The organism is Buchananella sp. 14KM1171 (assembly GCF_041380365.1).
In the GTDB taxonomy this organism is placed as follows: domain Bacteria; phylum Actinomycetota; class Actinomycetes; order Actinomycetales; family Actinomycetaceae; genus Buchananella; species Buchananella felis.
Map to the genome: position 1 here is coordinate 1,746,216 of NZ_CP159981.1, position 20,821 is coordinate 1,767,036.

The 20,821-nt window shown below is 66.2% G+C and carries 20 protein-coding genes and 1 pseudogene; 16 read left to right on the forward strand and 5 right to left on the reverse strand.

Annotated elements, in window-relative coordinates:
• Positions 1-467 precede the first annotated feature (467 nt).
• Positions 468-1,598, reverse strand: a complete 1,131-nt coding sequence (locus tag ABYF38_RS06720) for a 6-phosphofructokinase (RefSeq protein ID WP_371151615.1) — start codon at positions 1,596-1,598, stop codon at positions 468-470.
• Between the two features lie 173 nt (positions 1,599-1,771).
• Positions 1,772-2,203, reverse strand: a complete 432-nt coding sequence (locus ABYF38_RS06725; protein ID WP_371151616.1) for an Lrp/AsnC family transcriptional regulator — start codon at positions 2,201-2,203, stop codon at positions 1,772-1,774.
• A gap of 140 nt (positions 2,204-2,343) precedes the next feature.
• Here ABYF38_RS06725 and ABYF38_RS06730 point away from each other — a divergent pair, with 140 nt between their 5' ends.
• On the forward strand, positions 2,344-3,357 hold the full coding sequence (locus ABYF38_RS06730) for an ornithine cyclodeaminase (RefSeq protein ID WP_371151617.1): 1,014 nt from the start codon (positions 2,344-2,346) through the stop codon (positions 3,355-3,357).
• Positions 3,358-3,501: 144 nt separating this feature from the next.
• Here the strand turns inward: ABYF38_RS06730 and ABYF38_RS06735 are convergent, their stop codons facing one another.
• On the reverse strand, positions 3,502-4,821 hold the full coding sequence (locus tag ABYF38_RS06735) for a DNA recombination protein RmuC (protein ID WP_371151618.1): 1,320 nt from the start codon (positions 4,819-4,821) through the stop codon (positions 3,502-3,504).
• Positions 4,822-5,050: 229 nt separating this feature from the next.
• On the opposite strand from ABYF38_RS06735, the gene ychF reads away from it, so the two are divergent.
• The 4 genes from ychF to ABYF38_RS06755 all read left to right on the forward strand — a co-directional run bounded on the left by ychF (position 5,051) and on the right by ABYF38_RS06755 (position 7,567).
• The gene (ychF, locus tag ABYF38_RS06740) at positions 5,051-6,136 is read left to right on the forward strand and encodes a redox-regulated ATPase YchF (RefSeq protein WP_371151619.1); all 1,086 of its coding nucleotides are present in this window, start codon (positions 5,051-5,053) and stop codon (positions 6,134-6,136) included.
• 69 nt (positions 6,137-6,205) lie between these two features.
• Positions 6,206-6,889 carry a hypothetical protein gene (locus ABYF38_RS06745; protein ID WP_371151620.1) on the forward strand — a complete coding sequence of 228 codons (684 nt, stop codon included), beginning with the start codon at positions 6,206-6,208 and terminating at the stop codon, positions 6,887-6,889.
• Between the two features lie 107 nt (positions 6,890-6,996).
• Positions 6,997-7,278 carry a type II toxin-antitoxin system RelE/ParE family toxin gene (locus ABYF38_RS06750; RefSeq protein ID WP_371151621.1) on the forward strand — a complete coding sequence of 94 codons (282 nt, stop codon included), beginning with the start codon at positions 6,997-6,999 and terminating at the stop codon, positions 7,276-7,278.
• Entirely contained in the window at positions 7,265-7,567 is a 303-nt protein-coding gene (locus tag ABYF38_RS06755) for a HigA family addiction module antitoxin (RefSeq protein WP_371151622.1), read from the forward strand. The genes ABYF38_RS06750 and ABYF38_RS06755 overlap by 14 nt, the downstream gene beginning before the upstream one ends.
• A 58-nt stretch (positions 7,568-7,625) precedes the next feature.
• Here the strand turns inward: ABYF38_RS06755 and ABYF38_RS06760 are convergent, their stop codons facing one another.
• On the reverse strand, positions 7,626-9,224 hold the full coding sequence (locus tag ABYF38_RS06760; RefSeq protein ID WP_371151623.1) for an ATP-binding protein: 1,599 nt from the start codon (positions 9,222-9,224) through the stop codon (positions 7,626-7,628).
• Positions 9,225-9,635: 411 nt separating this feature from the next.
• On the opposite strand from ABYF38_RS06760, the pseudogene ABYF38_RS06765 reads away from it, so the two are divergent.
• The 5 genes and pseudogenes from ABYF38_RS06765 to ABYF38_RS06785 all read left to right on the forward strand — a co-directional run.
• Positions 9,636-9,845 (forward strand): annotated as a pseudogene (locus tag ABYF38_RS06765) (substrate-binding domain-containing protein); the annotation flags it as partial.
• A gap of 25 nt (positions 9,846-9,870) precedes the next feature.
• Positions 9,871-10,542, forward strand: coding sequence for a PTS transporter subunit EIIC (locus tag ABYF38_RS06770; protein WP_371151624.1), 672 nt, complete (start codon positions 9,871-9,873; stop codon positions 10,540-10,542).
• A 433-nt stretch (positions 10,543-10,975) separates the two neighbouring features.
• Positions 10,976-11,605, forward strand: coding sequence for a hypothetical protein (locus ABYF38_RS06775; RefSeq protein WP_371151625.1), 630 nt, complete (start codon positions 10,976-10,978; stop codon positions 11,603-11,605).
• 32 nt (positions 11,606-11,637) lie between these two features.
• A complete protein-coding gene (locus ABYF38_RS06780) occupies positions 11,638-11,916 on the forward strand; it encodes a hypothetical protein (RefSeq protein ID WP_371151626.1) in 279 nt (92 codons plus the stop codon).
• Positions 11,917-12,009: 93 nt separating this feature from the next.
• Positions 12,010-12,981, forward strand: coding sequence for a diaminopimelate dehydrogenase (locus ABYF38_RS06785; protein WP_371151627.1), 972 nt, complete (start codon positions 12,010-12,012; stop codon positions 12,979-12,981).
• Between the two features lie 31 nt (positions 12,982-13,012).
• Here ABYF38_RS06785 and ABYF38_RS06790 read toward each other — a convergent pair whose 3' ends face one another.
• A complete protein-coding gene (locus tag ABYF38_RS06790; RefSeq protein WP_371151628.1) occupies positions 13,013-14,317 on the reverse strand; it encodes a Fic family protein in 1,305 nt (434 codons plus the stop codon).
• A 293-nt stretch (positions 14,318-14,610) separates the two neighbouring features.
• Here ABYF38_RS06790 and ABYF38_RS06795 point away from each other — a divergent pair, with 293 nt between their 5' ends.
• The 6 genes from ABYF38_RS06795 (at position 14,611) to ABYF38_RS06820 (ending at position 20,768) form a co-directional block, all read left to right on the forward strand.
• The gene (locus tag ABYF38_RS06795) at positions 14,611-15,048 is read left to right on the forward strand and encodes a Fur family transcriptional regulator (protein ID WP_371151629.1); all 438 of its coding nucleotides are present in this window, start codon (positions 14,611-14,613) and stop codon (positions 15,046-15,048) included.
• A gap of 122 nt (positions 15,049-15,170) precedes the next feature.
• On the forward strand, positions 15,171-16,628 hold the full coding sequence (locus ABYF38_RS06800; protein WP_371151630.1) for a catalase: 1,458 nt from the start codon (positions 15,171-15,173) through the stop codon (positions 16,626-16,628).
• A gap of 479 nt (positions 16,629-17,107) precedes the next feature.
• Positions 17,108-17,737 carry an HAD family hydrolase gene (locus ABYF38_RS06805; RefSeq protein WP_371151631.1) on the forward strand — a complete coding sequence of 210 codons (630 nt, stop codon included), beginning with the start codon at positions 17,108-17,110 and terminating at the stop codon, positions 17,735-17,737.
• Between the two features lie 187 nt (positions 17,738-17,924).
• The gene (locus ABYF38_RS06810) at positions 17,925-19,382 is read left to right on the forward strand and encodes an NAD(P)/FAD-dependent oxidoreductase (protein WP_371151632.1); all 1,458 of its coding nucleotides are present in this window, start codon (positions 17,925-17,927) and stop codon (positions 19,380-19,382) included.
• Between the two features lie 29 nt (positions 19,383-19,411).
• Positions 19,412-19,594, forward strand: a complete 183-nt coding sequence (locus ABYF38_RS06815) for a hypothetical protein (RefSeq protein ID WP_371151633.1) — start codon at positions 19,412-19,414, stop codon at positions 19,592-19,594.
• A gap of 148 nt (positions 19,595-19,742) precedes the next feature.
• The gene (locus tag ABYF38_RS06820; protein WP_371151634.1) at positions 19,743-20,768 is read left to right on the forward strand and encodes a YeiH family protein; all 1,026 of its coding nucleotides are present in this window, start codon (positions 19,743-19,745) and stop codon (positions 20,766-20,768) included.
• The last annotated feature ends 53 nt before the right edge of the window (positions 20,769-20,821 follow it).

The window sequence follows — 20,821 nt, forward strand, 5'->3', positions numbered from 1 at the left end:
CGAGGGGCCGGTCGGAGGAGCCCCGCGCACGCGCGGAAAGAAGAGCTGCCCTGGCTGGGGCATTTGGGGCGGGGACCGGCGCTTCCTGTCTGCGCTCCCCGCCTGCGCTCCCCGTCCGCACTCCCCGCTCCCCGGTACGGACTCGACCAGGGAGCGGGTGGTGTCCGTGCTGCGCTCCTCGACGGCGCTTCCCGCTTCCCGGGGCGAGAGGCGTGCGCGCGACTGCGGCCCCGACTCACCCCAACCTCGCAAATGTTGCATCGGGGTACATGCGACCGCTTGGTGCCATGGCACCGGTCGGTCGCATGTACCCCGACCGCACGCTTGTGCGCTCGGGGGCAACGCGCCAGCACCCACCACAACCCCCATCTTCACCCGCGAAGAGCCGGGAAAGCGGCGCAAAGCAGGCGGGGGCGGGAAGTCCACTTGCCGCTTCCCGCCCCCGCCCAGCTCCAGCCCCGTGGTGGTCAGTCTCCCAGGCCCGTGCCCACGTGTCGCGCGGCCAGGATCCAGGGGTGGTCCAGGGGCACGGTCTTGAGGTTGCCGGCCACGTCCGCCAGAGCGACCGGCACGGCGGCCTGCCCCTGGGAGGCCACGGTCACTCCAGTGACGCCCTCAGCCACCAGGTCGGCACCCGCTCCGCCCAGCAGGGTGCCGAGCATGCGGTCGTTGGCATCCGGGGTGCCGCCGCGCTGCACGTAGCCCAGCACGGTCACGCGCGACTCCAGCCCGGTGGCCTCCTCCAGGATCCCGGCGAGCTTGAATGCGTTGCCCCGGTGGGAGGCGATCACGGAGGCGCGGTGCTTCTTGGCGGCCTCGCGGGCCTCCGGGGTGGTCGCGGAGCGGCGCAGCGCCTCGGCTGCGGCGAGCTCGGCGTGGTCGGCCTGGTCCAGGGCGCCCTCCGCGATCGCGATGACGGAGAACATGTGGCCCCGCTCGGCCCGGCGCTTGATGGACTCCACCACGGAGTCGATCGAGTAGGGGATCTCCGGCAGCAGGATGATGTCTGCGCCGCCCGCGATGCCCGCGCCCAGGGCCAGCCAGCCGGCCCGGTGTCCCATGATCTCCACGACGATGATGCGGTGGTGGGAGTGCGCCGTGGAGTGCAGGCGGTCGATCGCGTCGGTGGCGATGCCGAGCGCGGTGGAGAAACCGAAAGAGGTGTCCGTGTGCGCGATGTCGTTGTCGATCGTCTTGGGCAGGTGGATGACGTTCAGCCCCGCTTTGGCCAGCCTGTAGGCGTTCTTCGCGGTGCCGCCGCCGCCGATGCACACCAGAGCGTCCAGGTTGTTGGACTCGTAGTTCTCCTGGATCGTCGGGATCATGTCCCGCACCTCGCCGTCCACCACCATGCGGTGGACCTTGTCCCGGGACGTGCCCAGCATCGTGCCGCCCACGGTGAGGATCCCGCTGAGCGAGGCCGAGTCCAGCTTCACCGTCCGGTTCTCTGCCAGTCCGCGAATGCCGTCGCGGAAGCCGATCAGCTCCATCCCGTGGTGCCCGATCGCCGCCTTGCCGAAGCCGCGAATGGCGGCGTTCAGGCCGGGGCTGTCCCCGCCTGCGGTGAGGATTCCAACTCGCTTCGCAGCCTTGGCCATTTTCTTCTCCTCTGTGCGGGGGCAGATGGCAGAAACACTACTAGTGCGCGGCCGCAGCCATCCGGGACGAGTGGGGTGCGCTTTGGCCGCCCCGCCCGCCGGCCGCGACGATTTGGGCGTGGGTGGCCGACGTCGTCCACGCGCCGCCGCCCAGCACCGTGGCCGCGCCGTTTTCAGGCCAGCACGGAGCGCAGTAGCAGGCTAGTTTCCGAGCGGGTCACGCCCGGGATCTTGCGGATCTGAGACAGGACCACGTCAACTGTTGTGAGACTTTCTGCGGCCAACTGTGCCACTAGGTCCCATTCGCCGTTGGTGGAGTACAGACCCACCACCTGCGGCATGCCGCGTAGCTGCTGGATTGCGCGGTCCACGTGGGGGCCTTCTATAGCTAGGTGGGAGATGGCGCGGATGAGGGTGTCGTCCACATCGGTGCGCAGGAGCACGGAGAAGCCTTGAATGATGCCGTCCCGCTGTAGTGCCTCCAGGCGCCGGGTGACGGTGGAGCGGGTGACTTGCAGCTCGCGGGCGAGTTCGGCCAGCGGGGCGCGCGCGTTGGCCCGGAGCGCGGCGATGAGCTTGCGGTCAAGTGAGTCCAAGGAGCGCATGGGCAAAACGTATCCTCAAGGAGCGCAATTAGTAGCAGTGATGGGCGAAACTAGCGCGAAATTGGCGTTGAGTATGCACAATGCTCGTCCGTATGCTGTGCCTCACAGGCCATAAGTCCCGGTTTGGGTGGGAGGGTGAGATGCGTTTCGTCAACGTGGAGAACATGCGTCGCTGGCTGGCAGCCGTCGGTCCCGAGGCGGCGATTGCAGGCTTGGTGGATGCCCTGGAGAAGGACTTCGCCCGCTGGGAGCAGTTCGAGTTGCGGCCCCGCGTGGCCTCCCACACCGCAGAGGGCGTGATCGAGCTGATGCCCACCACCGACGGGGTGAGCTACGGCTTTAAGTTCGTCAACGGCCACCCCTCCAACCCGGCGCGTGGTTTCCAGACCGTCACCGCATTTGGTGTGCTGGCCGATGTCCACAACGGCTACCCCCGTTTCGAGGCGGAGATGACTCTGCTGACCGCGTTGCGCACCGCCGCAACTACGGGCTTGGCCGCGAAGTACCTGGCCCCGGCTGGTCCACTGCGGCTGGGCATGGTGGGGGCAGGTTCGCAGTCTGAGTTCCAGGTGCTCGGCATGCGCGCGGTGCGCCAGGTGGAGAGCGTGACGGTGTTCGACGTGGACCCGGCCGCCAGCTCCAAGATGCGGGCGAACCTAGCCAAGCTGGGCATCGAGGTGCGGATTGCTGAGAGCGCGGCCGCTGCGGTGGCGGGCTGTAACGCGATCATCACCTGCACTGCGGATAAACGCAATGCCACCGTACTGAGCGTGGACGACGTTGCTCCCGGCACCCACGTGACCGGCGTGGGCGGTGACTGCCCCGGCAAGACCGAGCTGGACGAACGGATCTTGGACCTGGGGCCGGTGTTCGTGGAGTACACGGAGCAGACCCGCATCGAGGGGGAGATCCAGGCCAAGCCGGCCGACTTCCCGGTCACCGAACTGTGGGAGGTCATCACGGGACGGCGCGAGGGCCGCACCAGCGCCGACCAGGTGACGATCTTTGACTCTGTGGGCTTCGCGGTGGAGGACTTCTGCGCGCTGCGCTACCTGGAGCAGGCCGTGGAGGGAACGGACTTCTACGAGGAGCTGGACCTGATCGCGGACCCGGAGGACCCGAAGGACCTGTTCGGAATGATCGACCTGAAGTAGCCCTGGGGCTTGCGGGGCCGGGCCCGGGGCCCGCCCCGGGCGGAGGAGTGGCGCCGAGGTTGCCTGGGGTCTCGCAGGGCCGGGCTGGGTGTGGGCCGCGAGCGGGTGCGCTCGCGGCCCACACCTTAGTTTTGGGGAAGGGCGCTACTGGCCGGTGAGCTCCGGCTTGGTGAAGCCGCGCACCTGAACGGAGTCCGGCAGCAGCTCCGGCACCGCCAGTTCCTTGGAGGAGAGCGTGGCGACCTCCCGGGCCGTGACGAGCAGGCGGCCCTCGTAGGAGCCCACCACCTTGTTGTAGCTGGCCACGGTCTTGTCCAGGTGCTTGCCCAGTTCGGTCATGTGTGAGGCCACCGTGCCCAGGCGGTCGTAGAGCGTGCGCCCCACCTCCAGCAGGCGCTCGGCGTCCTCTCGTGCGGCCTCCTGGCTCCACACGGCAGCCACCGCCTTCAGCACGGCCAGCAGGCTGGCCGGGGTGGCCAGGATGATGCCGCTCTCCAGAGCCATGGAAAGGAGCGTGGAGTCGGCCTCCAGCGCGCCGGACAGCAGGGGCTCGGCGGGCAGGAACAGGATGGTGGCCTGCGGGCCGTCACCGAGCGCCCCGGGGTAGTTGCGCTTGGCCAGGGCACTGACGTGCGAGCGCACGGCTTGGGCGTGCGCAGCGAGGTCGACGGGCGCGCCGGTGCCGGCGTCCTGGCTTTCTAGGTAGGCGTCCAGCGGCACCTTGGCGTCGATGGCCAGGTGGGCGCCGCCGGGCAGGTGCACTGTCACGTCCGGGCGCTGGGCGGAGCCAGGGATGGCGCGCTGCTCATCAAAGTCCACGTGCCGCAGCATCCCGGAGGCCTCGATCACCCGGCGCAGCGTGGTCTCACCCCACAGGCCGCGCGAGCGCGCGGCGCGCAGCACCCCGTCCAGGGAACGGGTGGCGGTGAGCAACTCCGCGTCCGTGCGGGCTGCCGCCTCCAGCTGGGTGTTGAGCGCCGCGAACTGGGTGGAGCGCTCCTTCTCCCCGCTCTCCACCTTGCGGGCCAGGCCGTCCAGCACCTCCCGCACCGGGGTGAGCTGGCGCAGGACCTCGGTGTTCTTGCTGGCCTGCTCGCGCTGGGCGTGGAGTTGCTGCTCCAGGGTCTTAGCGCGCGCCCGCTCGGACTCCACGGCCCCGGCCGCCCGCTCCTGCGCCGCCCTAATCAGCCCCTCGGATCGCTCGCGCTCGGCCCGTACCAGCAGCTCGGCGTTGCGCTTCTCCGCAGCGATCAGCTCCTCGGCGCGGGCGTTCGCGTCCGCCAACGCCCCGGTGGCTCGCGCCGCCTCCGCGCTAGCCACTGTGGCCTCCTGCTGCGCCCGGGCCACCGCATCGTGACTCTCCTGCGCAGCGCTCGCCCGGCCCTGACCACGGCCCAGGAACCAGCCGCCCGCCCCCGCCAAGGCCGCGAGCACCAACATCAAAGCAACTTCCCAGAACTCCATGGGGATACCTAATCAGCAGGGACCAACATTTGAAGCGGAGGCAGGCGGGGCAGTGGTGGGTGGCGGCGTCGGCCATGAAAGCGGCGCGCAGGGCGGCGGTGGGAGAGTGGCAGCGGGCGGCAGCGTCGTCCAACAGAGCCAAAAGAACGGGCAAGGGAGTGGGCAATGTGGCGCAAAGCCGGGTGGACGGCAACCCAAGCCGCGCGGGCGGGCCGGTAAACTCGCCGGCATGGCCCTAACTATTGGTATTGCTGGTCTGCCCAACGTCGGCAAGTCCACCCTCTTTAACGCCCTCACCCGCGCCACCGTGCTCGCCGCGAACTACCCGTTCGCCACCATCGAGCCCAACGTCGGCGTGGTGCCGCTGCCGGACCCGCGCCTGGGCAAGCTCGCCGAAGTCTTCGGCTCCGAGCGAGAAGTCCCCGCCACCGTCTCCTTCGTGGACATCGCGGGAATCGTGCGCGGCGCCTCCGAGGGCGAGGGCCTAGGCAACCAGTTCCTGGCCAACATCCGCGAGGCCGACGCCATCTGCCAGGTCACGCGCGCATTCGCCGACCCCGACGTGGTGCACGTGGACGGCAAGGTCTCCCCGAAGGACGACATCGAGACCATCACCACCGAGCTCGTGCTCGCCGACATCCAGACCCTCGAAAAGGCCATCCCCCGCCTCGAAAAGGAGGTGCGCGGCAAGAAGACAGAGCCCGCCGTCCTCGAGACCGCCAAGGCCGCCCTGGAACTGCTGGAAAAGGGCGAAGTACTCAGCGCCGTAGCCGACAAGGCCGGCCTGGACCGCGCCCACCTGGCCACCTTCCAGCTCATGACCACCAAGCCGTTCATCTACGTCTTCAACACCGACGACGCCGGCCTGGCCGACGAGGCAATGCAGGCCGAACTGCGTGAACTGGTGGCCCCCGCCGAGGCCATCTTCCTGGACGCCAAGTTCGAGTCCGAGCTGGTCGAGCTGGAGCCCGAGGAGGCCGCCGAGATGCTGGCCGAGGCCGGGCAGGACGAGCCGGGCCTGGACAAGCTGGCGCGCGTCGGCTTCGACACCCTAGGCCTGCAGACCTACCTCACCGCCGGCCCCAAGGAAGCCCGCGCCTGGACCATCCGCAAGGGCTGGACCGCCCCCCAGGCCGCCGGCGTCATCCACACCGACTTCGAGCGCGGCTTCATCAAGGCCGAAGTCGTGGCGTTCGACGACCTCATGGACGCCGGCTCCATGGCCGAAGCCAAGGCCCGCGGCAAGGTCCGCATCGAAGGCAAGGACTACGTGATGGTTGACGGAGACGTGGTGGAGTTCCGGTTTAACGTGTGATCATCCTGCCTTCGCCACGGTGCGGAAATGATCTGGCGAGGCATACACCTGTCGTGCAAGATTGAACCCGTGACAACTCTCACGGGCTGGGCGAACGACGATGCGGTGATCGCCAAAGCTATGGAACTTGCGTCGACGCTGGGTGATGACCCGAATCACACGGTCGCCGCGGCGGCGATGGATCTCAACGGCAACATCTACGTCGGGGTGAACAACCATCACTTCACTGGGGGCCCGTGCGCTGAACTCGTAGTTCTTGGCATGGCCGCTGGCGCCCACGCGGGGCGGTTGGCGACGATGGTCGCTGTGGGGGATGGTGGCCGTGGCGTCATCTCTCCGTGCGGGCGTTGTCGGCAGGTGATGCTGGATCAGCACCCTGACATCTGTGTGCTGGTGCCAGGCGAGGATGGAATTCGTTCTGTCTCGGTGCGTGAGTTGCTGCCGTATTCCTATGTACAGCCGGACGAAGATCCGGCTCGTTTTGTACGGTTCAGCCGTCGTTATCTCGACGACATTCGAGCTGGCCGCAAGACGAGGACCATTCGTTGGCGGGACCCGGTGCCGTTGGGTCCGACTACCTTTGTCTTCGAGGACGCGGAGCATCTCGGCTTCGTGACAATGCCGGGTGTGATCGACGACGTGCACCCCATTCGTCTGTCGGACTTGGATACCGAATACCAGGGGGGTCTCCGCGCCCACTACCCGGACATGCCTGCGGATCCTCAGCTGACCGAGGTGCGCTTTCACATCTGATCCTGCCTGCTGGATCCTGACCCCAAGATGCTCAACGATTTCGGAACTCGGTCGAGTTCCGGCTTAACGCCTAGCGTTATTAACGAGATCCGGTATAGTATTCTGCTGTGATCAGATCGTTCGGCAACAAGGACACCGAGCGATTGTGGCGACGGGAGCGTGTCCCATCGCTAGATCCCAGGATCCAGCGAGTCGCACTGCGTAAGTTGCGGCAAGTAGGGGCTGCTGCCTCTCTTGACGACCTACGGGTTCCGCCCGGAAACCGGCTCGAAGCCCTAAAGGGCGATCGATCCGGGCAGCACAGCATCAGAATCAACGACCAGTGGCGCATCTGCTTCGTGTGGACCGCCGCTGGTCCAGAGGAGGTGGAGATCGTTGACTACCACTGACCTGATTCCTCCGATCCACCCGGGCGAGGTGCTCATGGAGGACTTCATTACCGGTCTTGGGATCACCCAGAACAGGCTTGCTGTTTCCATCGGTGTGCCTCCGCGTCGCATCAACGAGATCGTGCACGGCAAGAGGGGGATCACGGCGGACACCGCCTTGCGCCTGGCAAAGTACTTCGGCACCACGGCGGAGTTCTGGACCAACCTTCAGAGCCAGTACGAGCTCGATCTGGCCAGGGACCTTGCCGGGGACCAGATCGATTTCATCACGCCGCTGCAGGTCGCTTGACCCAGTTCGCCACACCGTCGGTGGTGGTGTCATCGAGCCCTTCGGGGAGAAAGCGCACTCAGCGGCCCATATTGGTCGGGGATTTGACGCTGTACCTGGTGGACTTCAGGCCTTGGCCTCCTTCCATGACAACGATTCCCTCGCGCAGAGGTTTAGCCAATGCGTAGCGCAGCTGGCCGAGGGTCAAGCCCGTGGCCGCCGCGAGCTCGTGGATCGTATGCGGGCCGGGATTCCTGACCAGCGCTGAGAGCACTACCGGTTCATTCACAGTCGGCGCGGAGCTAGCCAGGTAAAGCGGTGCGGTCGTACTCGAGGCACCTGCCTGTGCAGATACCTCTAGAGGATCAACGTTCTTCTCGCCGGGCAACAAAGTGACCCGGTGTGGCTCGCTCGGGGCCCCCTCATCCGTTTCCCCTTCCAGTGGGCGCCAAAGTAACGCCTTGAACTGCACGCCAGTGTCGATTAGCTGTGGCCGGTGAAGCCCGCGCTCCTGGGCTGAGCGGAACACCTCACGTATGCCCCCGCCCTCCCCTTCGATGACCGAGCCACCGTCAAGTGTCGTGAGGCGTTTGGCGATTTGGTAGAGCCGTTGGTTTACGGCTGCCTGGGCGTGCTCCACACTCTCCAGCTGCGAAAGTGAAACACCCTTCAGTCCGCCGGGGCTTTGAATGAACAGGTTCTTTGGCGTGATCCTGATCTGGACCTGCTTGCCCATTCCCAAGGTGTTTGGTCCAAGATCCCGATGTACTAGGGCGTTGGCGATCAGCTCGCGCACAGCGTTCAAGGGCAGCTCGGGGACTTCCTCCATGTGGCCATCGGGGCGGTAACGGTTGATGGAAGCCAGATTCTCCTCCACCCATCCGAGCGAGTCGCTCAGCAAGACTGGAAGAGGGCCAGTGAAGTCCTCCAAATTGCGGTTGCGTGCGCTACCCTCGCCGCCCGGCAACTGCACAGCGGCAGTGACGGTGAGGGCCGGGAAACGCCCTTGCGGATAGTGGCCCAACGCGTACAGTCCGGCAACGGTCGGCTCGCCGGAGGCTGTCAAGACGTTGGTCGCGCGAAGGATTTGTTCATCAGTCATGTCACGCAGCCGACGGGCATGGGTGCGAACAGCCTCTACATAGCTGGTAACCAGGTTCGCATCGAGGTCTTCTTGGCTGTGGCCCTGGACAGGCGCGATGTCGTAGTCAACCTGCTCGTCCACGTGCAGCTTGGCAACCTCGATCATGCGGAGCTCATGGGGCTGCATGGCGTAATCGCCGTCGGCTTGCCTCAGATAAGCGCGTCCCCCAGTAAATGCAGGCTTGTCCGTGAGGCGAAGGGGCGAAACGTGAACTACCTCTACGGTCTTCCCATCCACCTCAAAGGTCTGGAACTCGAGATGAGGAGAAGGTGTCACTGCGGAACGAGCCTGAGCAACTAGGCCAGCCTCCAGGTTCGCTACGTCGTGTACACCTACCGCTTCAAAACGTCCGTCGGCTTCGTCGACACCGAGGACGGCAGTGCCTCCATTTGGCATATTCGCGAATGCACACAGTGTTTCTGGCATACGTGGGACGCCGCCTGCCGCGCGCTTGACTTCAACAGAAGTTGTGTCGCCGCGTCGCAGGCGCAGCTCGGTAAGGACCCGGTGTAGATCTTGCTCGTCCCACTCCATGTGACAAGACTACAACTAAGACTGTGAAAGTTTGAGTGTCATTTGTAGTGTTTTTCTCAGTCTGGTGCGGTCGGGCAATGCGGAAGCCGCCTGGGGCGCGACCTGCCCGGGAATCGTTGCGCTTCGTCAGATTTCGCTGAGGCTCTGGTGGGCCGCATCGGCGATTCCTTCGCCGCTCGTATGTTTGTCGCCGCCTCACACTGCAAGAGACTGCAAGTGATACTGCAAAACTTTGAGTCTGCGGTTTGAGTGTGCACCAGATTTTGAGTCTGGCTTGCAGTCTGATTTGTAGTCTGATTTGCGGTCTGACCCGCAGCTGGCCTCTGACTGACCTCGCCCCCGCCTGCCCACGGCCCCGGCCTGACCTCGATCGCCTACGTGGGCTGCCTTGACCACGAGGGCACCTACGGTGTGGCTACCCACCGGCGTGGCCTGGGTTACAAGCAGGCGATGGAGCGAGCGGGCCTGACGCCGCGCTTTGTGCGCGCCCCCTTCAGCCGCGAGCCGGGCCGCGCCGCCGCCGAGATGTTGCTGGCCAGCGAGGAACTGCCGCAAGGAATCATCTGCTCCTCCGACGAGATCGCCGCGGACATGATCGCCACCTTCCGCCAGGTGGGCGTGGACATCCCGGGGGACGTCTGCGTGGTTGGCGTGGACGGTCACCCTGGTGCTGGTGGTGTTCGGCCCGATCATCATGTTCATCTCCGGCGGCCTAGCCAACGGCATCAACTCCATCTTGTCCTTCAACTACCCGGTCGCTGGCCTGATCATCGGTGGCCTCTACCAGTGCCTAGTCATCTTCGGCTTGCACTGGGCGGTAATCCCGCTGGTGGCGGCCCAGATCGCCATCGACGGCTTCTCCCCGCTGAACGCCATCATCTCCGCCACGATGATCGCTCAAGGTGGTGGCGCCCTGGCCATCTGGCTCAAGACCAAGAACTCCAAGATCAAGGCACTGGCCGGCCCGGCCACAATCTCTGCCTTCTGCGGTATCACCGAGCCCGCTATGTACGGTCTGAACCTCAAGTACGGTCGCGTGTTCATCACCGCCTCTCTGGGTGGTGCCGTGGGTGGCCTGCTCACCGGCCTGTTCAACGTCAACATGTGGGGCTTCACTGGCGCGTTCGTTGGTTTCCCGTCCTTCGTGAACCCAGCCGGACTGGACGGTAGCTTCACCGGCTTCTGGATCGCCTCCATCGCCACCCTGCTGGTTTCCTTCACCGCTACCTACCTGTTCGGCTTCAAGGAGTCCGACTTCGAGACCGCTAAGGAGGTCAAGAAGGTGCGCCTGGGCAAGCGCGAACCGGCTGGCTCGTGATTACTCAGCGGGCAGGCCAGACGGCCAACCCCACAAGGTTCTGACGGTCGCCAGGGCAATGTGTAGGGCGGTGGGGCCCCGGGAGACCGGGGCCCCACCGGTCGTTGTGCGGATGGGGTGCCGGTACTACGTGGACCGGCTCGCCCCCGAGCTCGCAAATGCTGCAACGGGGTACATCCGACCGCTCGGTGCCACGCCCCCGACCATACTTTTGTACCCCGACCGCACTTTTGTGCGCTCGGGGGCAGCGCGCCGCCGCCCACCACCGCCGCTGCACCGACCTCTTCGCGTTTAACCACCTCAACGCCCTCCCGGGTACCCGTATCCGTGAGGGGTGGTTATAAAATGGTCGTAGAGCCGAGTGCTTAAGTTCGCGTGGCACAATATCTGCGGTTTCCACCGGAGAAAAGATTCGTTAGAAAGAAGGCCCCCCATGCACTGGCGCAAGTGGTCGGTAAAGGCAAAGATCATCAGCATCGTTGCGAGCCTGGTCGTATTGGGGCTCGCGGTCTTTGGTGCTACTCAGCTTTTCCCGTACTTCAACCGCCAGAGCGCCGACGAGCGCGTGGTGCAGTCCCTGACCCTGGAGGATGATGTGGTCCTGTTGCGCCTGGGCGTGCAGGGAATCGCCACGGAGAAAGTGGACGCCTCCTTCCTGGGCATGTCCATCCCGGGCAGCGCCAAGAACCACTTCCTGCAGTACGACTACTCGGCCATGCTCGGCATTGATGGCGGGGATGTGAAGGTAGAGAAGACCGGGGACAAGCGGTTCAAACTCTCCATCCCGGCGTTTGAATTCTTGGGGCACAGCGACGCCGAATTCAAGACGATCGTGGAGGACAACGGCATCATTTCCTTCATCACCCCGGACGTGGACCTGCCCGCGCTCATCACCCGGGTGCTGAACGACACGGAGAAGGAAAAGCACATCACGGACAGCATGGAGTTGCTGGAGTACCAGTGCCGCAACTTCTACGAGAGCATCGTGCGCGGGATCGACCCGGAGATCCAGCTGGAGTTCGTGTTCGCCTCCGCCGCCCCGGAGGCGGAGCAGAAGGGCTAGTGTCAGCGCAGCCGAGCTGAAACGGGGTGGGCATGGGCAAGTGGTTTGCACAGGCGCGGGAGATCGACTCTTTGCGTCAGGAGGTAAAGCGCCTGGAGGCTGAGTCGGCTCGTCAGCGAATGGAGATCGACCGTCTGAAGGTAAAGCTGCGTGACGCGGTTGAGGGTGTGGACGGTTCCGGGGTCTCGGCTCACGAGCGGGAGCTGGTGGCCCAGGGGCGCATCCCGGAGGCGATCGTCTCGTTCCGCTCGCGCATGCGCGTGGACCTGGAGACCGCCAGGCGCGTGATGGAGCATGTTCGCTTCGAGTAGCACCCCCGGTTCCCAGAAAATGAGACGCGGCCGCTCACAGACTGGCCTGCGGGCGGATAATTGCGGGCGGAACGTCGTCCCCCAGGAGGTCTCATGATCAGGGTCGCAATTAACGGATACGGCAACCTCGGCCGCGGTGCGGAGGCCGCCATCGCCAAGAACGACGACATGGAACTGGTGGTGGTCTTCTCTCGGCGAGACCCAGCGAGCGTGCAGACTCTTGGGGCGCCCGTGGCGCACGTGGACCAGATGGCCGACTGGGTGGGCAAGGTGGACGTCTGCCTCAACTGCGGCGGCTCGGCCACCGACCTGGAGGAGCAGGGCCCGGCTGCGGCAGCCTTCTTCACCACCGTGGACTCCTTTGACACCCACGCCAAGATCCCGCAGTACTTTGAGGCCGTCGACGTTGCCGCCCGCGCGGCCGGTAACCTCGCCCTGATCTCCACCGGCTGGGACCCCGGCTTGTTCTCCATGCTGCGCGTGCTGGGCGAGGCGGTGCTGCCCGACGGCGCCTCCACCACCTTCTGGGGGCCGGGCGTCTCACAGGGGCACTCCGACGCGATCCGCCGCATCGAGGGCGTGCTGGACGCAAAGCAGTACACCCTGCCGGTGGAGGAAACCGTGGAAGCGTTCAAGCGTGGGGACGACGTTACCCTCACGCCCCGCACCACCCACCGGCGTGACTGCTACGTGGTCGCAGCGCCGGGCGCGGACCTGGAGCGCATCGAGCAAGAGATCGTGCAGATGCCCAACTACTTCGCGGACTATGACACCACCGTCACGTTCGTCTCCGCAGAGGAGCTGGCCGCCGAGCACGGTGGTATCCCGCACGGTGGCACGGTGCTGCGCCGGGGCGAGACTGCCCCGGGGGTGGCGGCGAACGTGGGCTTCGAGCTGGAGCTGGGCTCGAACCCGGGCTTCACGGGCTCGGTGGTGGTCGCGATGGGCCGGGCCGCCGCGCGCATGGCTGCGCGCGGCGAGGTGGGCGCCCGCACCGTCTTCGACGTGACTCTGGCGGACCTGTCCGCTCTCAGCCAGGAGGAGCTGCGCGCCCGCTACCTCTAGGTGCGCGTTACCCCCTGCACGCCCGCTACCTCTAGGTGCGTGGCGGCGCGGGAGCCCCGCCGACGGGCGGGGAGGTGCGGGTGTCGAACTGTGTGCTGGCCAGGCGGCGCTCGGCCCACGCGTGCGTGTCCAGGACGGCCGGGGAGAGGTAGGCCCGCCTGCCCGGCCCGATCGAGACAGTGGTGAGGATCCCAGCCGCCTCCAGCGTCTCCAGCCCACCCCGCGCGGCGTTCAAGGACAGCCCGTAGGCGCTTGAGACGGAACTAGCAGTCAGGGCGGGCGTGGCCGCTAGGCCCTCCAGGATGCGCAGCGCGGCGCTGTCCTTTCGCAGCGCGCGCTCGCGGCCACCGCTGCCTGGCAGGGCGGCCAGCTTTTCTTTCCAGTCGGCGGCGACGTCGGCCAACTCCGCCTCGATCATCTCCGCCTGCTCGCAGGCGGCGGTGCAGGCCTCCAGGAAGAAGGCGATCCACTGGAGCCGACCGGAGTGGGCGGCGTCGTCGTGTGCGGGGGCGGGCGAGGCGCCGGCCGGGATGGCGCGAAACGCCGTCAGGGCGGCGACGTAGCGCCGGCTCAGCGTGGCCAGCACCGGGCTGACGGGCAAAACCATTCCCGCCACCAGGCCGCGCCGGGCGAGTACCGCGTGAATCAGGGCGCGCCCCACCCGGCCGTTGCCGTCGGCGAACGGGTGAATCGTCTCGAACTGTGCGTGGACCAGGGCGGCCTGGACCACGGGAGAGTGGTTGGCGCCGTTGGCGTAGAGCAGCAAGTCCTCCAACAGGGGCCCCACGTATTCCGGGGGCGGGGGTACGAAGTCTGCGTCGAGCGGGTGATAGGCGGATCCGCCCACCCAGTTCTGTTTCTGACGTACGCCGTGTAACTCCGGGGAGTCGGGCAGCAGGTTGCGCTGAAGCGAGAGCAGGTGCTCCAGCGTGATGAGCGGAGCAGCGGCGATCTCCTCCACTGCGGCCCTAACCACCTTGACGTTGTTGGCGGCTAGGCGTGCCGACTCGTTGACTTTCTGGACTGGCTCGCTCTGCGCCAACTCGGCGAGGGCAACCTGTTGCGGGGCGGGCGTGAGCCCCTCGATCCGGGAGGACGCGATGGCCTCGCTGCGCAGCAGAAAGCGGCTGGTCGAGTTGAGTAGGGGGCTCTGCCGTAGGCGGTGGATGCGCCGCTCAACCTCGGCAGCGGCAAGCGACAGCTCGGTGGGCAGGGTGAGCGCCGCCTTTGCCAGCGGGGAGGGGACGTAGGCGAGGAAGGGGCCGGAGCGGCGGTCTTGCCGCCTGAGCCCGTCGGTGTGGGGGTTGTCCCACTGGAGCTGAATCGTGATGCCCATGTTGGCTCCAAGCCTCGATTGTGGATAAGTGGGGTGGGGCAGTGCTAGGGGTGTGGAAACGGGGGGTGGATGTCAGGATAGTGCTTATCCTGCGGTTGAGCTGGGGTTCGTGTCGGGTTAAGCCGGTTTGCGGATGGCTTGTCTCTGGCCCCTGCGGGTGGAGATGCCTTCGCGGAGTCGGGGGCGGAGTCGAGCCAGCGCTCCTCTCGCCCCTGCGGGCGGTGGCGGCCCCCACGCTGACTTGATCCACTTCTAATATTGACTCGGTCAAGATTAGGGTCTAGCATGGTGGCATGACGTCAGAAAAGTATCGCGCAGCCCTCAAGGAGGCCGGCCTACGGGTCACGGCTCCCAGGTTGGCGGTACTGGAAATCCTGGAACGCCACCCCCACGCCACCGCAGACGTAGTGGTAGGGCACGCAAGGGACCAGCTAGGAGCGGTCTCCAAGCAAGCCGTCTACGACGTCCTCTCCGCCCTCACCCTGGCCGGGCTAGTGCGCCGAAACGCGGTGGAAGGCGGCGGGGCGCGCTACGAACTGGAACGCGAGGACAATCACCACCACCTGTGGTGCACCTCCTGCGGCCGGTACGAAGACGCGGTCTGCGTGGTCGGCGCTCCGCCATGCGCCTACCCGGCGGACGACAAGGGATTTGCCATCAACATGGCCGACGTCGTCTACCGGGGAATCTGCCCGCAATGCCAGGAATCCCTGGCCAAGCAGGAGAACTGACCCCCAGTTAACTTCACGGCGCCCACCGCCGGCGCCCCACCCCCAATCGCAGCGGCCCCAGCCGCACCGTCCCCCAGTGGGTTGCTTTGTGCTGCCCACACGAGCCTGCAAGGAACACCCCAGTGTCTAACTTTGACCCCACCGTCCCGTCCACCACCGAGAGCGGCGAGCCGCGCCAGTCCGACTCGTACTCCATGAGCGTCGGTCCCAACGGCCCCCTGCTGCTGCACGACGTCAACCTGGTGCAGAAGCTCGCCCGCTTCGACCGCGAGCGCGTGCCCGAGCGCTCCCCGCACGCCAAGGGATCGGGCGCCTTCGGCGAGTTCGTCGTCACCGGTGACGTGTCCGCCTACACCAAGGCCGACCTGTTCCAGCCCGGCAAGACCACCCGCGTGCTCCACCGCTTCTCCACCGTGGCCGGCGAGCTGGGTTCCCCGGACACCTGGCGCGACGTGCGCGGCTTCGCCGTGCGCTTCTACTCCGAGCAGGGCAACTTCGACATCGTCGGCAACAACACCCCGATCTTCTTCCTGCGCGACCCCATGAAGTTCCCCGACTTCATCCACTCCCAGAAGCGCCTGCCCGACTCCGGCCTGCGCGACGCCAACATGCAGTGGGACTTCTGGACCCACTCCCCGGAGAGCGCCCACCAGGTCGCCTACCTCATGGGAGACCGCGGCCTGCCGCGCACCTGGCGCCACATGAACGGCTACTCCTCCCACACCTACATGTGGGTCAACGCCGCAGGGGAGCGTTTCTGGGTCAAGTACCACTTCCTCACCGACCAGGGCGTGGAGAACATGACCGCGCAGGAGGCCGTCGAGCTGGCTGGTAAGGACGCCGACTTCCACCGCCGCGACCTGTTCAACTCCATCAAGGAAGGCAACTTCCCGTCCTGGACCCTCTACGTGCAGGTCATGCCCTACGAGGACGCCAAGACCTACCGCTTCAACCCCTTCGACCTGACCAAGGTGTGGCCGCTGGCCGACTACCCGCGCATCGAGGTGGGCAAGCTGACCCTGAACGAGAACCCGGTCAACCACTTCGCGCAGATCGAGCAGGCGGCGTTCTCCCCGTCCAACACCGTGCCCGGCACCGGTGTCTCCCCGGACAAGATGCTGCTGGCCCGCATCTTCTCCTACCCCGACGCCCAGCGTCACCGCATCGGCACCAACTACAACCAGCTGCCGGTCAACGCCCCGGTGTGCCCCGTGAACTCCTACGACAAGGAGGGGCACATGCAGTACCACCACTCCGGTGCCGCCCCGGTGTACGCCCCCAACTCCTACGGCCGCGCCTACCAGGCCGAGGAGATGGTGGTGGAGAACGGCTGGGAGTCCGACGGCGCCATGGTGCGCGCCGCCTACGCGCTGCACTCCGAGGACGACGACTTTGGTCAGGCCCACACCCTGGTGCGCAAGGTCTACAACGACGAGCAGCGCGCCCGCCTGATCCAGACCGTGCTGGGCTCCCTGGAGGGAGTGCAGGAGCCGGTGCTCTCTCGCGTCTTCGCCTACTGGCGCAACATCGACGAAGAGGTGGGCAACACCCTAGAGGAGCTCTACCGCGCCGCTCACTGAGCAAGGCGGTGAAGAATCGGTGGCCGCAGCGGGCGGGGCGGGAGCCTCGACGCGCTGCGGCCACCGGCGTCATGGGGGCTTGGGGCCGCGCTAGGTTCCCTGCCGGGCCCACGTGCGCGTGCCGGGCTCCCACACCAGGCCGTTGACTTCCCCGCGAATGGCGGGGTCCAGCATCTGCGAGACCAGTCGCAGTTGGTTCGCTTGCGCAAACGGCTGAGGGGTTTGCCGACCTTTTGAGCCTTTGTTGCAGCTATTGCGGGGTTGGTGCACCGATTGAGGGGTTACCCGCTCGGGTAGGCCCGCAAGAGGTTCACTAAGCCCACGATCGGTGGGCCAACCCTACGAGAGGTGCACTAAGCCCCCAGTCGTTTGCGCGCGCTCGCACTCTGTGGCCGCCTTTCCCATTGCTTTGGTACTTGCCTGAGTGTGTGGTGGCCCATTTCGTCGCATGCGGGAGCCCCAGCGGCCACAATGGTGTCATGCATCACATCATCTGGGATATGGGTGGCACCCTGATCAACACCTACCCGGACGTGGACCGGGTTCTCTGCGAGGCCGCCTACGGCAATTGTGAGGCTGAGTGCCTGCGGCACGTCGCCGGGCTCACGCGCCGATCGATCGCGCATGCGATTGAGGCGCTGGCGGCGGAGACTGGGACTGCTCCGGCGTGCCTCCTGGAGGCCTACGAGCGACTGAAGGAGCGCTGGCACGACGACCCCGCCCCCGTGATGGATGGCGCCCGGGAGGTAATGGCGCGCGTTGCCGAGTTGGGCGGCCTGAACCTCGTGGCGACCCACCGCGACCGTGTCAGCGCCACCCACCTGCTCTCGGCGCTCGGTCTGTCCGTGGATGACATGGTGTGCGCGCCCGACGGTTTTGCGCGCAAACCCGATCCCGCCATGAACCTCCTGCTGGTGGAGCGGCATGGGATCGCCCCCGCCGACGTCCTTTGTGTGGGGGACCGCCCAATCGACGTGGTGGCGGCCCGATCCGCCGGCATGGTGGCCGCCCTCTTGGTGCGGCCTGGATTGACGGTTACTTTGCCCGACGACGCCCCCGGCGCCCTTGTTGTGGCGAGCCTGCGTGATTTGCTGCCGCTCCTAGGGTGAATAGGGGCGCCCTATCGGAAGGTGGGACTATGGTCCCAGGCGGAGGGGATCTGCTCGGTCTTGACGGCTCCCCGGGGCTAGTTCAAAAGTCCCGCCCCTTCAAGTGACCCATTTCATGGGTGGTAGGGTTAAGGTAATCCTGATCAGCAAGGATGCTGATGCAATCAAGTTATCTGAGGAGCCTCTAATGGCACGTGTTGTGGTTCTTGGAGCTGGCGTTTCAGGGCACACGGCCGCGATGCATTTACGCCGCAAGCTGTCTCGCAAGCACGAGGTAGTTGTCATCACCCCGAACTCGCAGTGGAACTGGATCCCGTCCAACATCTGGGTGGGCACCGGTCGAATGCCTAAGGAGAAGGTGCTTTTCCCGCTGGCGCCCCTGTATGCGAAGCGTGGGATCACCTACGTTCAGGCCAAGGCTGTCGCCCTGCACCCTGAGGGCACCAAGGAGAACCCGGCTCCGCAGGTGGAGTTCGAGTACACCTCCAAGGAGCGTGCCGGTGAGGTGGAGCGCCTGTCCTACGACTACCTGATCAACGCCACCGGTCCGAAGCTGAAGTTCGAGGCCACGCCGGGCCTGGGCCCGGACCAGGGCAACTCCCTGTCCGTCTGCACCGCCGCACACGCGGAGGAGACCGCGAAGGAGTTCGCCAAGATCGTCGAGGCCGCCAGGGGAGGCACGCCCCAACGCCTGGTGATCGGCATGGGTAACGGCACCTGCACCTGCCAGGGCGCCGCGTTTGAGTACACCTTTAACGTGGAGTTCGAGCTGCGCGAGGCCGGGGTGCGTGACCTGTGCGAGGTGGTCTACCTGACCAACGAGACCGAGCTGGGTGACTTCGGTGTGGGCGGCATGCGGTTCAAGCAGAACGGCTTCATGACCACCTCGCAGCTGTGGACGGAGTCCCTGTTCCGTGAGCGTGGCGTCAAGGCCATCTCCGGTGCCGCCGTGAAGAAGGTGGAAAAGGGGCAGCTCACCTACGAGACGCTGGACGGCGAGGAGCACGACCTCGACTTCGACTTCGCGATGCTGCTGCCCCCGTTCAGTGGTCAGCCCATGAAGGCATACGACAAGGACGGCAACGACATCACCGACGTGGTGTTCGCGCCCTCCGGCTTCATGAAGGTGGATGCGGACTACTCCAAGACCTCCTACGAGGAGTGGAGCGCGGACGACTGGCCGCACACCTACCAGAACCCGACCTACGAGAACATGTTCGCCGTGGGTATCGCCTTCGCCCCGCCGCACGCGATTTCCAAGCCGCGCAAGAGTGTCAACGGCACCCTGATCGCGCCGGCCCCGCCGCGCACCGGCCAGCCCTCCGGCACGATCGGCCGTGCGGTGGCTGACACCATCATCGACCGCATCAAGGGCCGTGGCCGCCCGGCACGTCAGGCCTCCATGGCCCACATGGGCGCCTCCTGCGTCGCCTCCACCGGTGCCTCCATGGGCAAGGGCTCCGCCGCCGCGATGATCATGTTCCCCGTGGTGCCCGACGAGCGGAAGTACCCGCTCACCGGCCGCCACCCGTACCACACCCGTGGTGAGATCGGCCTGTTTGGCCACTGGATCAAGGTGCTGCTGCACTACATGTTCCTGCACAAGGCCAAGGGCCGCATCGGCTGGACCATCATCCCCGAGTAAGAGCGTCAGACACAGGAAAGGAAACCAAAATGGCACACCGCGTGAGTGTCGACGAGCTCGACCCGGAGATGCAGCAGCGAATCGCTCGGGCCCCGCTGCCCACCAAGGGCAACCTGCGCATGCGCCGCTGCCGCATCACGCAGCTGTTCAAGTTCGCGGTCATGAACCTCCGCATGGTTGACATCGTGATCCGAGAGAAGCTGCACAAGTAGGCAAAAGCCCCCCGTTTGCTCCGGCACGAGCCGCGCGAGACCAGGGCCCCGCGTAGACAAGTCCGGTAGCGCCAAACTGTGTCGGTGGGGCGCCCCGTTAACGGGGCGCCCCACCGACACGGTTGTTTGGGGAGGGATAATTGCCGCCGTGCCTGAACCCGCTACGCAGCCCCAGCCCGTTTCCTTGCTACAGCCCCGGGCCCTGCCGGGGATAGCCCTGGCCAGCGCGGTGGCCCTGGCGTGCATGTGGGCCGCCCCGCACCTGGGTGCGGTCAGTCCCCTGCTGGTAGCGATCGTGGCGGGCGTGGCGCTGCGAAACCTACTGCCCGTGCCGGTCGCGCTGCAGCCGGGGCTGGCTGTGGCGGCAAGGACCATGCTGCGCGCCGGCGTGGTGCTGCTTGGCCTCCAGCTCTCCCTACCGGGACTGCTCAAGCTGGGAGCCGGGGTCCTGGTCATCGTGGCGCTCGCTGTGGGCGGCACCTTCGCCGTGACCACCCTGCTGGGCAGGTGGCTGGGCGTGGACCGCGAGCTGACGCACCTGATCGCGGCGGGCTTTTCCATCTGCGGGGCAGCTGCGGTGGCGGGAATGCAGGGCGTGGTGCGGGCCAGCCAGGAAAAGGTAGCTACCGCGGTGGCGATGGTGGTCCTGTTCGGCACCACCATGATCCCGCTGTCGGTGGCGGTGGTCACCGCCCTTGACCTCGGTGCCGGCAGCGGCGGCACCTTCATCGGCGGGGCCACCCACGAGGTGGCGCAGGTGGTGGCCGCAGCGGGGATAGCCGGGGGAGAGGCAATGCTCGCCATCGCGGTACCCATCAAGCTGGCCCGCGTGGTGCTCCTGGCCCCGATGATCGCCCTGACCTCGCTGGAACAAAGGCGCAGCCAGGCAGCCACGCCGGGCGGCAAGCGGCCGCCGCTGGTCCCACTGTTCGTCGTCGGATTCGTGGCCGCCATAGCGCTGGCCACCACCGGTTGGCTACCGCCCACCGCGCTGCAATATGCCAAGCAGGCTCAGCTCTTCCTTCTGGCCGCCGCGATGTTTGCCCTGGGAATGGGCGTTCACATCCGCTCCCTCATCAAGCTGGGGTGGAAGCCTGTGGTCCTCAGCCTGCTGGCGACTGCCACGATCATCGCTATCGTCGCTGCCGGCATCTGGGCGGGACTGGGCGCCTAAAACACCGCCGCCACCGGCTCACCCCAACCCTCTACCGCCAACCGCCGCCACCG

What these genes read in the sequence shown, in the direction of transcription:
- ABYF38_RS06720 (WP_371151615.1), bottom strand. Translation starts at nt 1,598, where the DNA reads ATGGCCAAGGCTGCGAAGCGAGTTGGAATCCTCACCGCAGGCGGGGAC.
- ABYF38_RS06725 (WP_371151616.1), bottom strand. Translation starts at nt 2,203, where the DNA reads ATGCGCTCCTTGGACTCACTTGACCGCAAGCTCATCGCCGCGCTCCGG.
- ABYF38_RS06730 (WP_371151617.1), top strand. Translation starts at nt 2,344, where the DNA reads ATGCGTTTCGTCAACGTGGAGAACATGCGTCGCTGGCTGGCAGCCGTC.
- ABYF38_RS06735 (WP_371151618.1), bottom strand. Translation starts at nt 4,821, where the DNA reads ATGGAGTTCTGGGAAGTTGCTTTGATGTTGGTGCTCGCGGCCTTGGCG.
- ychF (WP_371151619.1), top strand. Translation starts at nt 5,051, where the DNA reads ATGGCCCTAACTATTGGTATTGCTGGTCTGCCCAACGTCGGCAAGTCC.
- ABYF38_RS06760 (WP_371151623.1), bottom strand. Translation starts at nt 9,224, where the DNA reads ATGGAGTGGGACGAGCAAGATCTACACCGGGTCCTTACCGAGCTGCGC.
- ABYF38_RS06775 (WP_371151625.1), top strand. Translation starts at nt 10,976, where the DNA reads ATGCACTGGCGCAAGTGGTCGGTAAAGGCAAAGATCATCAGCATCGTT.
- ABYF38_RS06780 (WP_371151626.1), top strand. Translation starts at nt 11,638, where the DNA reads ATGGGCAAGTGGTTTGCACAGGCGCGGGAGATCGACTCTTTGCGTCAG.
- ABYF38_RS06785 (WP_371151627.1), top strand. Translation starts at nt 12,010, where the DNA reads ATGATCAGGGTCGCAATTAACGGATACGGCAACCTCGGCCGCGGTGCG.
- ABYF38_RS06790 (WP_371151628.1), bottom strand. Translation starts at nt 14,317, where the DNA reads ATGGGCATCACGATTCAGCTCCAGTGGGACAACCCCCACACCGACGGG.
- ABYF38_RS06795 (WP_371151629.1), top strand. Translation starts at nt 14,611, where the DNA reads ATGACGTCAGAAAAGTATCGCGCAGCCCTCAAGGAGGCCGGCCTACGG.
- ABYF38_RS06805 (WP_371151631.1), top strand. Translation starts at nt 17,108, where the DNA reads ATGCATCACATCATCTGGGATATGGGTGGCACCCTGATCAACACCTAC.
- ABYF38_RS06810 (WP_371151632.1), top strand. Translation starts at nt 17,925, where the DNA reads ATGGCACGTGTTGTGGTTCTTGGAGCTGGCGTTTCAGGGCACACGGCC.
- ABYF38_RS06815 (WP_371151633.1), top strand. Translation starts at nt 19,412, where the DNA reads ATGGCACACCGCGTGAGTGTCGACGAGCTCGACCCGGAGATGCAGCAG.